Source organism: Propionivibrio soli (assembly GCF_025770765.1).
Classification (GTDB): domain Bacteria; phylum Pseudomonadota; class Gammaproteobacteria; order Burkholderiales; family Rhodocyclaceae; genus Propionivibrio; species Propionivibrio soli.
Genome location: NZ_JANZKY010000007.1, coordinates 24,069 through 36,859 on the forward strand (window position 1 = coordinate 24,069; position 12,791 = coordinate 36,859).

Annotated in this window: 10 protein-coding genes; 6 read left to right on the forward strand and 4 right to left on the reverse strand. The window is 63.9% G+C overall.

What is annotated here, in order from left to right:
• Nucleotides 1–11: 11 nt before the first annotated feature.
• Genes nifL through NZ453_RS09400 form a run of 3 tightly spaced genes read left to right on the forward strand, consistent with a single transcriptional unit; the run spans nt 12 to nt 3,372 of the window.
• On the forward strand, nt 12–1,544 hold the full coding sequence (nifL, locus tag NZ453_RS09390) for a nitrogen fixation negative regulator NifL (RefSeq protein WP_263770289.1): 1,533 nt from the start codon (nt 12–14) through the stop codon (nt 1,542–1,544).
• Nucleotides 1,541–3,115 carry a nif-specific transcriptional activator NifA gene (gene nifA / locus NZ453_RS09395; RefSeq protein WP_263770290.1) on the forward strand — a complete coding sequence of 525 codons (1,575 nt, stop codon included), beginning with the start codon at nt 1,541–1,543 and terminating at the stop codon, nt 3,113–3,115. The genes nifL and nifA overlap by 4 nt, the downstream gene beginning before the upstream one ends.
• Before the next feature lie 47 nt (nt 3,116–3,162).
• Complete coding sequence (locus tag NZ453_RS09400; protein WP_263770291.1) at nt 3,163–3,372, forward strand: DUF1289 domain-containing protein; 210 nt, start codon at nt 3,163–3,165, stop codon at nt 3,370–3,372.
• A gap of 194 nt (nt 3,373–3,566) precedes the next feature.
• Here the strand turns inward: NZ453_RS09400 and NZ453_RS09405 are convergent, their stop codons facing one another.
• Entirely contained in the window at nt 3,567–4,169 is a 603-nt protein-coding gene (locus NZ453_RS09405) for a LysE family translocator (RefSeq protein WP_263770292.1), read from the reverse strand.
• A gap of 144 nt (nt 4,170–4,313) precedes the next feature.
• On the opposite strand from NZ453_RS09405, the gene NZ453_RS09410 reads away from it, so the two are divergent.
• Nucleotides 4,314–5,753, forward strand: a complete 1,440-nt coding sequence (locus NZ453_RS09410; RefSeq protein WP_263770293.1) for an aminotransferase-like domain-containing protein — start codon at nt 4,314–4,316, stop codon at nt 5,751–5,753.
• 106 nt (nt 5,754–5,859) lie between these two features.
• Here the strand turns inward: NZ453_RS09410 and NZ453_RS09415 are convergent, their stop codons facing one another.
• From NZ453_RS09415 to NZ453_RS09425, 3 genes are read right to left on the reverse strand one after another with little or no spacing between them, the layout of a single operon-like run.
• Entirely contained in the window at nt 5,860–7,401 is a 1,542-nt protein-coding gene (locus tag NZ453_RS09415; RefSeq protein WP_263770294.1) for a DHA2 family efflux MFS transporter permease subunit, read from the reverse strand.
• Nucleotides 7,402–7,417: 16 nt separating this feature from the next.
• Nucleotides 7,418–8,551, reverse strand: a complete 1,134-nt coding sequence (locus NZ453_RS09420) for an HlyD family efflux transporter periplasmic adaptor subunit (RefSeq protein WP_275983137.1) — start codon at nt 8,549–8,551, stop codon at nt 7,418–7,420.
• Nucleotides 8,552–8,572: 21 nt separating this feature from the next.
• Nucleotides 8,573–10,051 carry an efflux transporter outer membrane subunit gene (locus NZ453_RS09425; RefSeq protein ID WP_263770295.1) on the reverse strand — a complete coding sequence of 493 codons (1,479 nt, stop codon included), beginning with the start codon at nt 10,049–10,051 and terminating at the stop codon, nt 8,573–8,575.
• Between the two features lie 99 nt (nt 10,052–10,150).
• Between NZ453_RS09425 and NZ453_RS09430 the strand changes: the two genes are divergently transcribed.
• Both NZ453_RS09430 and nifB read left to right on the forward strand, forming a co-directional pair.
• The gene (locus NZ453_RS09430; protein WP_263770296.1) at nt 10,151–10,831 is read left to right on the forward strand and encodes a TetR/AcrR family transcriptional regulator; all 681 of its coding nucleotides are present in this window, start codon (nt 10,151–10,153) and stop codon (nt 10,829–10,831) included.
• A gap of 289 nt (nt 10,832–11,120) precedes the next feature.
• Nucleotides 11,121–12,641 (forward strand): nitrogenase cofactor biosynthesis protein NifB, encoded by a 1,521-nt coding sequence (nifB, locus tag NZ453_RS09435; RefSeq protein ID WP_263770297.1) that lies wholly within the window; start codon nt 11,121–11,123, stop codon nt 12,639–12,641.
• The last annotated feature ends 150 nt before the right edge of the window (nt 12,642–12,791 follow it).

The following is a 12,791-nucleotide window of genomic DNA, read 5'->3' on the forward strand; positions in this document are numbered from 1 at the left end:
CGGAGGAGATCGTGACGACCAGCAACCACGAACGGATTCTCGAACAGGCCGCGGCGATCGCGCCGGCCGTATTCCGTCAGGCCGTGGAACAGGTCGATCTCGCGATTTCGATCACCGACGCCGATGCCAACATCCTGTACGTGAATTCGGCGTTCACCCGTACGACGGGCTACTCGTCGGAGGAGGTGATCGGTCAGAACCAGTCCTTGCTCTCCAACAAATCCACGCCGAACGAGGTCTATGCGGCCATGTGGGCGCAGATCGCGAGCGGCCAGCCGTGGAGCGGACGCCTCGTAAACCGGCGCAAGGACGGTAGCAAGTACCTCGCGGACCTGATGATCACGCCGGTGGTCGATCGGCTCGGAGCCATCACGAGCTACCTCGGTATCCATCGCGACGTCACGCTGCTGCACCAGTTGGAGTGCGAGGTCAGCGGCCAGAAAGCCTTGATCGAATCCGTCGTCGACGCTGCGCCGGTTGTTCTCGCGTTGCTCGATACGAGCGAGCGCGTCGTGCTCGACAACCACGAATACAAAAAACTCATGGGCGATCTGCGCATGGTCGAACCGGCGACGCTGATACTCGATGCCGTGCGCGCCGACCTTGGCCACGATCTGGCGCCGGCGCGGGAGGGGGCATCGGCGTTCAGCGAGCGCGAAATCCGTATTGATTCGCGCGGCATGCCGCGCTGGTTTTCGTGCTCCGGTATCTGGGTGCAGCGCGAGGACGGCAATGCGGACAACTTCTTCAGCCCGCGTCGGGAGCTTTGCCTGTTGCTCGTCGCCAAGGAAACGACGCGCCAGCGGGCGGAACAGGAAAAGACGCGCATGGCGTTGCTGCAGGCGATGACCGCCGAGGACGCCCGGGTCGACGGTCTGCGCGAAACGCTTTCGGCGGCCGTGTTCAAGATCGAGGGGCCGATCAACATTATGGCTTCGGTTCTGGCGACGATCGAGCGGCGTGGCGGGCGCGATCCCGCCGGTCTTGCGCTTACGGAAGTTCTCGCCGCGGGCCGCGACGCGATCAACAGCCTGCGCAGCGTCATTCCCGAGCACCGGCCGGAATCGCGCACGGCGGTCAATATCAACGAGATCATGCGCGACGTGCTCGACCTCACAACGACCCGCATGCTCGCCGCCGGGATCACCGTGCACTGGCGACCGCAGGCCGTCGTTCGTTCGCTGAACGCCTACCCCAGCCGCCTGCGGGCCATGTTCCGCGCGCTCGTCGAGAATGCGATCGATGCGATGAATGTCAAGGGTTGGAACGAGCGCGAGTTACGCATCACGACACGCGGTGCGACGGGCAGCGTGGACGTCCTGGTCGAGGACAGCGGGCCCGGTATCCCGGCCGAACTGAGGTTGAAAGTCTTCGAGCCGTTCTTTTCGACGCGCAAAGCGGGTGGCCGCCATCTCGGAACGGGCCTGTCGCTCGCGCAGCAGGTGGCTGCCGATCATGACGGTGTGATCGAGATCGGGACATCGGAGCTCGGGGGATGCGGTGTGCGCGTCGCTCTGCCGACGTCCGGCAAGGCATCGGTATGAACGGTGAAGTCAACCGCGCCGGATTGAGTTCGCTGCGGCGCACCGAACTCGAAGCCCTGTACAGCGTGGGAGAAATCCTGTCGCGCTCGCTCGAGTTCCGGCAAACGGTACGCGAGGTGTTGCGCGTTCTCGATGAGCAGGCGGGCATGAGCCGGAGCATGGTGACCGTGCTCGATCCGGCAACCGGCGATCTCGTCGTCAATGCGACGAGCATGGGCGACGATGTCGCCCACGGTGGCGTGCGCTACCAATCCGGAGAAGGCCTGCTCGGCCTCATCCTGGAAGAGAGGAGAACGGTCGCGTTAACGACGGCGGGCGACGATGCGCGTTTCCTCAACCGGCTCGATCTCTACGAACGGCGGTTGCCGTTCATCGCGGCACCGATCAACGTCGGCGGCGAGCTTCAGGGCGTCCTCGCGGTCCAGCCCAACACGCCCGACGACGGCTTGCTCGATGAGCGCACGCGCTTTGTCGAGATGGTGGCAAACCTGATCGGGCAGAACGTGCGGCTCTCGCTCGACATCGAGGCGGAGAAGAAGGATCTTGCCGAGGAGCGCGACAATCTGCGCCGGACCGTTCGCCATCAATATGGTTTTGACAACATCATCGGGCACTCGGCGGCGATGCGGCGGGTATTCGATCAGGTGCGCATGGTATCGAAGTGGAATACGACGGTCCTGTTGCGCGGCGAAACCGGTACCGGCAAGGAACTCATCGCCAACGCCATCCATTACCATTCGCCTCGTTCGCGGGGCGCCTGCGTGCGCCTCAACTGCGCGTCGTTGCCCGAGAACCTGCTCGAATCGGAACTGTTCGGGCACGAGAAGGGCGCGTTCACCGGCGCCGTGACGGCGCGTTGCGGGCGATTCGAAGCGGCCGATGGCGGCACGATCTTTCTCGACGAGATCGGCGAAATCTCGCCGGCTTTTCAGGCCAAGCTGCTGCGCGTACTGCAGGAGGGCGAACTGGAACGCGTCGGTGGTACGCGCACGGTGAAGGTCGACGTGCGCGTGATCGCCGCCACGCATCGCGACCTCGAAGCGGCGGTCGATGCGGGCGGCTTCCGTGAGGACCTCTATTATCGCCTGAACGTGATGCCCATCGTCCTACCGCCCTTGCGCGAACGGCTCGAAGACGTGCCGGATCTCGCGCGCTTCCTGATCGAGCGCGTCGGCGAGGCTCAGGGGCGGCGGCTCTCGCTCAGCGAGTCGGCGATCCGCCGCCTGACGCAATATGCCTGGCCCGGCAACGTACGCGAACTTGAGAACTGCCTGGAGCGCGCGTCGGTCATGTCCGAATCCGGCGTCATCGATGCCGAATTGATCATCCTCGATCGCCAGCGCGAGGGCGGTATCGCGGCTTCGCCGGCGGCTTTCGTTCTGCCGCGGCCTGTGCCCGTGTCTCTGACGGCCGGCGACGGCGATTCGCCGCTGGATGAACGCGCGCGCGTCATCGCGGCGCTTGAACAGGCCGGGTGGGTACAGGCCCGCGCCGCGCGTCTGCTCGGCATGACGCCGCGACAGATTGCCTACCGCATCCAGACGCTTAATATCGAGGTCAAGCAGATTTGAGCGGATCGCCTCCGCCGACCCGAGATGCGATTCGGAGAAAGGACACCATGGCGCCCGAAGACGACGGCCGATTCATCGCCTGCCTCAACTATTGCATGCACGACCCAGAGACCGGCTATTGCCTGACCTGCGGACGACCGCCGATCGAGGTGATCGGTTTCGGCAACTCGCGGCTGGCGGCGATGTTCGTTCAGGAGGTGCCGACCGACGCCGGGGAGACGAGTGGCAAGGAACCCAAGGCGATCGATGACGCCTAGAAGCATGCCGCCAAGATTACGCCGCCGGAAACACGCTCACGCCGCATGGACGGGCGCTTCTCGCCGACCGAATTTCTGGGGGACCTTCGAGCTCAGCCTATCGAGCAGCGCGGCAAGGACGAACGAAATGTGCGTGGTCGCCATGGCGCGATGAACCGCGTCGCGCCAGACTGTTGCAATGCTCCCTACGGTCTTCACGCTCCCCGCAGAAGTTCGTCAGACACAATCCACAGTGCGGTCGCGGCGAGGAGTAAGGCCATCACATAGTTGAACAGGCGTAGCGCGTGCGGTTCGCTCAGGCGATGGCGCAACTGGTCGCCGGCCACCGCCCATACCGCGACGCACGGCAGGTTCACGACGGTGCACAGCATGGCCATCGACAATGCCGCGTCCCAGCCGGCTCCGTGCGGCAGAAACAGAATCGAGGCGTTGATCCCCATCATCCACGCCTTGGGGTTAACCCACTGGAACAAAGCCGCGCCCACAAATCCGAGCGGTTGTCCGCTCTTGCCGGTGCCGGGCTGCCCGGCATGCGCTTGCCGCCAAGCCAACCACAGGAGATACGCACAGCCGGCCAGAACCAGTCCGATCCGCAGACCGTCGAGCCACGTCATGACCCAGGCGAGCAGGCCGGCCACGATGGCGACCTGTGCCCCGTGCCCAATGGAGATGCCAAGCATGTGCGGGACGGTACGGCGAAAACCGAAATTCACGCCGCTCGCGGCCAGCATCAGGTTGTTCGGTCCGGGCGTTACGGACATCGTCGCCATGTAGGTCATCAATGGAAGGTCGATCATTGCAGGCTCCGGACAGTCGTTGAGCCTGTACACTAGGGAAAAACCGCTTGAGGTTACAGATTCAGTTTTTATAATCTATACTGGTTACAGTTTGAACAATAGAAAACTGTGCCCGTTGGGCAATCCGCCTTCTGTATCCACTCAATGAACGATATTGCCGGCTCTCTCTACCAATCCCTCGCCGAAGAGTTGCGAACCGCCATAAGCGACGGGCGGCTTCCCGCCGGATCGCGCCTGCCGTCGGTACGCGAAACGGCGCGTAACCGCAGTCTGAGCATCAACACCGTGCTGGCCGCCTACCGCCAGCTTGAGGCACGCGGCCAAGTCGAAGCCCGGCCCCAATCGGGCTATTTTGTGCGTTCGCGCCTGGCGGAACCCGCCGGGCCGTCCGAGTCCGCCCGTCCCGCACGGGCGTTGCCCGCCGAAACCGCGGTGCTGGACCGGATCGAGGCCGTCCTGGCGGCGCAGTCGGACCCGGCCACTATCGACCTGTCATTGGCTTGCCCGACGAGCCGGGATTTCTATCCCGGAAAGCAGTTGACCCGGTTGATGACCGAAACCGCGCGGCGCAAGCCCGAGCTGCTGACTGACTACTCGCTGCCGCCGGGGCCGTTGCTTCTGCGCCGCGAAATCTGCCGGCACGCGCGTGACCTTGGCATGACGCTCGCTTCCGAAAACATCATCCTGACCAATGGTTGCATGGAGGCGTTGCAACTCGCATTGCGTGCGGTTACACGGCCGGGCGACACCGTCGCCATCGAGTCGCCAACTTACTTCAATCTGATCTCGCTGGCCGACCACCTCGGCTTGCGCGCGATCGAAGTGCCCACGCACCCGGGTCAAGGCATGTCGCTCGACGCGCTGGAATTGCTGCTTTCGGAAAAGCGGGTGCAGGCTGTCGTATCCATGCCGAGCGTGCACAATCCGCTCGGCACCAGCATGCCCGTCGCAGCCAAGAAACGTTTGGCGGCGCTGGCGAAGGACTGGAGCGTCCCGGTCATCGAAGATGCGCTCTACGCCGAGCTTCAATACGCGACACCGTTGCAACCGACAGTGAAATCGTTCGACGACGACGGCTGGGTGATCCTTTGCACCTCCTACACCAAGGCGCTGGCTCCCGGTTTTCGCGTAGGGTGGATGGAAGCCGGGCGTTTCCGGCGGCGGATCGCTGCGCTCAAGTTCAGCGCGTCGTTGGCACAACCTGCCTTTCTCGGCGAAGTCATCGGTGCCTACCTCGCCACCGGCGGCTACGCTCAGCACTTGCGCCGTTTGCGTCGGCTCTACGCCGCCCAGGTCGACCGACTGCGCGGGTTGATCGAAAGCGGCTTCCCGGTTGGCACCCGCGCCACAGAGCCGACGGGCGGGTTCCTGGTATGGGTGGAATTGCCTGAGGGTTGCGACGGCAACCGCCTCTGCGACGACGCGCTGCGGCGCGACATCACCATCACCCCGGGCAGCTTGTTCTCACCCTCTGGCCGTCACCGCCGCCACATTCGCTTATCGGCTTGCCACCACTTCTCAGACCGTCACGTGCACGCCTTGCTGACGCTCGGGGAACTGGCGCGCGAACAACTCGGCGGGTGAGGCCTGCGGGCCGGCCGGTGTCCGGTTAGCGGCCGGCCTCGTATCGGAGCCGAGAGAACGCTGGCCAGACCGCGGGGCCGCAGCGCCGAGCGGCCTCATCGCCCGGCTAATGTCCGCCCACCGAAGCGTCGACCTTGCGTCGCGGCTTGGGCGCCAGCCAGATTGCCAATGCCGCGAAGATGAAGGCGATGCCGACCGCCGCCATCACCTGATTCGTCGCCAGCATGACGGCTTGTCCGTTCACCAACCGGTCGACCGACTGCAATACCGCGTCGGCGCTCATCCCGGTGCTCTCGAGCAGGCCGCGAACGTGTTGATCGGCATCCGCGAGACCGACCAACTCGGCGTGATTGCGCGTGATCTGGTCATCCCAGACCGTCGTGATCAGCGAGGTGGCGAAGGCCCCCGAGAGGGTACGCAGAAAGTTCATCAGGCCGGCGGCGGACGCCGTTTCATCCGGTTCGACGCTGGCGAGCGCTAAGCCGGTCAGTGGAACGAAGAAGAACGGCAGACCCAATCCCATCAACATCAATGGCTGCGATACGCTCCAGTAATCCATGTCGGTGGTGGCAATCGTGCGCAGGAGCGTCACGATGCCGAGCCAGATGACGCCGCCGAAAACGAGCTTGCGCGGGTCGACGCGGTGCGACAACGTGGCGGCGACTGGTGCCATGAACACGGCAAAAACCCCGGTCCATGCTGTCGCCATGCCGGCCGATGTCGCCGTATAGCCCATGTAGGTCTGCAACCACTGCGGCGTGAGTACGTTGGCACCGAAGAAGGCGGCAAACGCCAGGCTGATGGTCAGCACGCTGACCGAAAAGCCGCGGTGGCGAAAGACGCGCAGATCGACAACGGGATGCTTGTCGTGCAATTCCCAGATGAGAAAGGCGGCGAACCCAATGACAGCGATCACGGCCAGCGCAACGATCTCATGCGAGGAGAACCAGTCGAGGTTCTTGCCCTCGTCGAGCATGATCTGCAGGGAACCGACCCAAACGACGAGCAGGATCAGGCCGATTCGGTCGATGGGACTCTTGTTCGGGGAAAGCTCATAGCGCTTGAGCATATTCCACGCGATGAAGGCGCAGGCGAGGGCGATCGGAAGATTGATCCAGAAGATCCATGGCCAGCTGTATTCGTCGCATAGATACCCGCCGAGAATCGGTCCGAGCACTGGCGCTACCAGCGTGGTCATCGACCACAGACCGATCGCCGCAGCGGCCTTCTCGGCCGGGAAAATCCGCAGTAGCAGCGTCTGCGACAGCGGCATCAGCGGCCCACCGGCGAGACCCTGGCAGACCCGCGCGAAAACGAGCATGCCGAGGGAGTTGGAAACGCCGCATAGTGCGGAGAAAGCGCCGAATGCCGCCATGGCCGTGACGAACACGCGCACCGCGCCGAAGCGAGCGGCGAGCCATCCGGTCAGCGGTACGGTGATGGCTTCGGCCACGGCGTACGACGTGATGACCCATGTCCCCTGGCTGGTCGTCGCGCCCAAACCGCCTGCGATGTTGGGCACGGACACGTTGGCGATGGTTGTGTCGAGCACGGCGATGAAGTTGGCAGCGGCGAGAATGATGGCCGCCGCCCACAGCATGCCGCCCGTCAGTGGCGCCTGACCGTTGGTGGTCTGCGTATGGCTCATGTCGGGTCGTCCGTTATCAGCTACGTTCGCTGGTGTCGATCTTCACGGTCATCGACAGGCCGACCTTGAGCGGGTTGGCCTGCAATTCGACCGGGTCGAGCTTGATACGCACCGGCAGGCGTTGTACGACTTTGATCCAGTTGCCGGTGGCATTTTGTGCCGGGATGGCGGCGAAAGCGGCGCCCGAGCCGCCGGAGAAGCCTTCCACGACGCCGTGGTACGTCACCGAGCTGCCGTAGATATCGGCATTCAACGTGACGGGCTGGCCGACCCGCACGTTTTCCAACTGCACTTCCTTGAAGTTGGCATCGACATGCATTTCATGGGACGGAACGACGGCAAGCAACGGTGTTCCGGCCTGCACGCGCTGGCCGAGTTGCGCTTGGCGCTTGGCGACGACGCCGCTGACGGGAGCGCGAATGATCGTGCGTTCGAGGTCGATCGCTGCCTGGTCGCGGCGTGCCCGCGCCAGCGCGACCTCGGGATTGGTGTCCACCGAGGTGTCGACAATCAGGGCCGCGTTCGCCTCCTTCGAACCGATGGCCGCCGTCCGGTTCGCCCGCGCCTGTTCGGCGCCAGCCCGCGCTGAGGTCAGGTTGGCCTGCGCTGAGGCGAAGGCGTTCTGTGCCCGGGTCAGTTCGTCGCCCGAGACCGAGCCGGACGCCGACAACACCTCGCGTCGTTGCAGGTCGATACGGGCGCGTTCGAAGTCGGCTTCCGCCGAAGCGAGTTGAGCGGAGGCGCGCTTCTCGTCAGCCTCGCGGGCGGCGATCTGCGCCGTCAAACCCCCATCGGTGGCTACGTAGCCCTTCACGCGGCGGATGGCGCGGCCCAGTTCGGCTTCCGCTTGCGCGAGCGCGAGTTTGGCGTCGGTCGGATCGATGACAATCAGGACATCACCTTGCTTCACTGTCTGGGTATCAGTGACGCGTACTTCGCGGATCGTTCCGCCGATCTCCGGCGTCACCTGAGCCATTTCAACCGCGGCGTAAGCGTTGTCGGTACTCACGTAGTGCGAGGCGTAGAAGAACCAGTAAGCGCCAAAGACCGCCCCTACGGCGGCGACGATGCCGGCCAGACGGAGAAGCAGTTTCTTGCGGCGCGGCTCGTCGCCTTGGCGACCGGCGGAAGCGAGTGAGTTTTCAGACATGTTCGAGTCTCCTGTATTGGGTTAACCGTTCGATTGGCTCGTGGCGGGTGACGCTTCGTGATAGCCGCCGCCCAGCGCGCGGGCCAGGGCGACGTCGAGCGAGAAGGCTCGCGATTGCAGATCGGAAAGACTGCGCAGGCTATTGAGCAGGACGTCTTCGGCGGAGAGGACTTCCAGATAGTTGGCGAGGCCGCCGTCGTATCGGTTGCGCGCTACGCGATGCGCCTCGGCGGCCGCCGCGACCGCTTCTTCGGCTCTTGCCAGGCGAGCGGCCAATGCCTTTTGGCTCAAAGCGGCATCGGCGACCTCTTGCAGTGCCTGGGTGACCGTGCGGTTGTAGTTCGCCACCGATTCGTCGTAGGCGGCGACCGAACCGCGCAACTCGGCACGCAGGCGACCGCCGGTGAAGATCGGCAGATAGAACGCTGGACCAATGCTGCCGACCGTCGAACCGCTGCGGGTCAGCTTGTCGAGCCCCAGCGACTGCACGCCGATGAATGCACTGAGATTGACGTTGGGATAGAACTCGGCCTTCTTCTGATCGATCCGGCGAAGCTGGGCCTCGGTTTGCAGGCGCGCGGCGACGATGTCGGGGCGTCGTCCCAGGAGATTGGCCGGCAGGTCGGCGGGCAAGCCGGGGGCCAGGGCGAGGTCAATTGCGGGGCGGGTGATCGTCAGCCCACGATCGGGACCGGCGCCGAGCAATGCCGCCAGACGGTTGCGTTGCAGACCGATCGACTCGTCGACTTGCAGCAATTCGCCTTCTGCAGTGGCGCGGCGGGCTTCGGCATCGCGTACGCTGCCGCGGGTTTCCAGCCCGTTGGCAAAGCGCTCGGCGAAGAGCGCCGCAGTTCTGCTGCGAACTTCGACGGAACGCGCTGCCGTGTCGCGCGCGGCGAAAAGGCGTGCGAGTTCGGCATAGTTTGAGGCGATGCTGCTGGCGAGGATGAGCCGCGCCTGCGAGAGTTCCGCCCTGCTGGCTTCGAGTTGCGAGGTGGCGGCGGCGAGAGCGGCGCGATTCTTACCCCAGAAGTCGAGTTCCCAACTGAAATCGAGCGTCGCGCGCCCATAGTCCTGCCATCCGTCCGGCGTCATGGCTTTAGGCGTCAAGTAGTTGTAGCTCTGCCGCTGCTCACTGGCGGATGCGTTGATGCCAACCTGGGGCATAAGTGCTGCGCCGGCCACTTGCCCTGCGGCTTCGGCGCGACGCAGTCTGGCCGCCGCGGCCGCCATATCCGGGGAGTCGCGCAGTGCTTCGTCGATCAGCGCATCGAGTTGCTTGTCACCATAGCTTTGCCACCAGCGCTCTTCAGGCCAGGAGGTCGCCGTGGCAGCGAAGGGCGATGCAGTCTCGTAGCCCGATGTGGGCTTGAGAACGGCAAAAGCGTCGAGTGACGGAAACTGCGCGCAGCCGCCGAGACCAACGAGCAGTGAGATGCCGCCGACTGCCAACAACGAGGGCGTTGCGCGGGAGCGTGGGGAAGAGACAAGAAATGGCATGTCGACCTCTTTCTGATAAACTGTACTGTACAGTTTAGTTTTGATTTTGGTCGTCGTCAAGCTAAACTGAACTCAAGGGTCTACTTAAGGATTGTTCAAATGAGAACAAAAAGCGACGTAAAACGGCAGGCGATTCTCGACATCGCCGCACAAGTCTTTCAGGAGCATGGCTTCGAGCGGACCTCGATGTCCGAAATCAGCGCCCGCGTCGGCGGCTCGAAGGCGACGCTCTACAGCTATTTCCCGTCGAAGGAAGAACTGTTCTTCGAAGCGCTGCATCGCTCGACCGAGGTGGAATTCGAGGCGACGCACCGAGCCCTGGCCGAGTCTGCCGTAGCCGCAGGCACGGCCGGCACGGACAAGTTCGATGCGACCCACAAGGCGCTAAGCCTGTCCGACGACCTGGGAGCTGTTTTGCGCGAATTCGGCGAGCGCTTCATTGCCTTGCTCTACTCGGAAAAACTCCTCGCGGCGCGTCGCCTGATCATCTGCGAGTCAGAGCGTTCGCAACTCGGCCGCATTTGCTATATGCGCGGCCCTCAGCGGAGCCAAGCCCAGGTCGCCGAGTTTCTCTCGTCGGCGATGCAACAGGGAAAACTGCGTCAGGCCGACCCGAAGATTGCGGCATTGCACCTACGCGGTCTGCTCGAGTCCGAATTGCTTGACCGCTTTCTATTTCAGATCGACATTACGGTGAGCAAGGCCGAGATCAAGCGCGTCGTCGCAAACGCGGTCGACGCGTTCATGGCCGCCTACGGCCCGTTGCCGGGTCATTCCTGAGGTTCGGGGCTGAGCAGGTCACCTCACGGGATGTTGCAATCAATGAAAGCGAATCGCCTCGCGGCGGGATAGCGTTCCTCGCTTCCTGTGATGCCCTGAGCATTAACGGTCCGTCTGCTCCGGATGTGTCTCCTTCATCACATTGCACCGCCGCTTCCGTGTCGCGTTTGCGACATCTGCGATTTCATTCCGCCCGCAAGTTACTGAGCGACAAGGGTAGTCCGACGTGTCGAGCGGTTTGGCATGAGCATTGCTCGGGGAGGGGCGCACTCTTTTCCCGGAGACCGTCGTGGCCCTTCACGTTAGCGAGCTGCCCGAGCACCCCCCCGCCGGCGGGTGTAGCGCCGGTCGCTGCGGAACCGACCCGGCTCGGCTCGCCGCGTTGCCCGAGGACATGCGCCGGCGGGTGGAAAACCACCCCTGTTACTCGGAAGACGCACACCGGCACTTTGCTCGTATGCATGCGGCGGTCGCGCCAGCCTGCAACATCCAGTGCAACTACTGCAATCGCAAATACGATTGCGCCAACGAGTCGCGCCCGGGCGTGGTGTCCGAGGTGCTGACGCCGGAGCAGGCCGTGCGCAAGACCCTGGCCGTTGCCGCGGCGATTCCGCAACTCTCCGTCCTCGGCATTGCGGGCCCTGGCGATCCGCTGGCGAATCCCGAGCGAACCTTCGCGACGTTCCGCCTGCTGGCCGAAAAAGCGCCCGACATCAAGCTCTGCGTCTCGACGAATGGACTCACGCTGCCCGAACATGTCGATGAACTCGCGCGCCACAATATCGAGCACGTCACGATCACGATCAACTGTATCGACCCCGAGATCGGTGCCGAGATCTATCCCTGGATTTTCTGGAGGAACCGCCGCGTAAGAGGCCGCGCCGCGGCGGCCATCCTCATCGAGCAGCAGCAGAAGGGACTGGAGAAACTGGTCGAGCGCGGCATCCTCGTCAAGATCAACTCGGTCATGATTCCTGGAGTCAATGACGAGCATCTGAAGGCCGTGTCGCGTACCGTCAAGGCGAAAGGTGCCTTCCTGCACAACGTGATGCCGCTCATCTCAGACGCCGCGCACGGTACCCTATACGGAGTCATGGGCCAGCGTGCGCCGACCGCCGACGAACTCGCGCGGCTCCAGGACGCCTGTGCCGGTGACATGCAGATGATGCGCCATTGCCGGCAATGCCGGGCGGATGCCGTGGGCTTGCTCGGCGAAGATCGCGGTGACGAATTCACGATGGAGAAGATCGCGGCGATCGAGGTCGACCACGCGGCCGCACTAGCCCGTCGGACGGCTTTCCGCGCGCAGGTGGCGGCCGAGCGCGAGGCGCCGCGGAGCATCGTTGAAACTGTAGCCACGGCCGTGCAGCCGCTCGTATTCCATCGCCCGGCGAAAGCGGCCGCAGGACGAGCGGTGTTGATCGCCGTCGCAAGCAAGGGCGGGGGTATGGTGAATGAGCATTTCGGCCATGCGCGGGAATTTTTGATCTACGAAGTGAGCGCTGGCGGCGCGCGCCTCGTCGAACGACGTGCTGTCGACATCTATTGCCGGGGCAGCGAGCAATGCGACGAGGAGACAAATGCCTTGTCGCGGACGATCCGCGTCCTGCAGGGATGCGAGGCCGTCCTCTGCGCCAAGATCGGCATCGAACCGTGGGGCCGGCTGGAAGCGGCGGGTATCGTGCCGAACGGTGAACACGGAATGGAAAAAATCGAAGACGCTGTCATGGCGGTCTGGCGCGGCTTACTTACTACCGGCCAACTCGGACGCGCAACCGACGGCCGGCTGGAACGCAGGATAAGCGCATGAGGCCAATGAGAACCCGGCGACTCACGACGGCCGTCCGCGCCCCGCTCTGTGCGATACGCGCGTTTCCAACCAGCGAGGCTTCGCCTGCGGACGCTCGTGGCGGAGAGCCGGCAAGCGTTGCAGGAGAAAGGGTGGAGTCGGGCTCGTCGC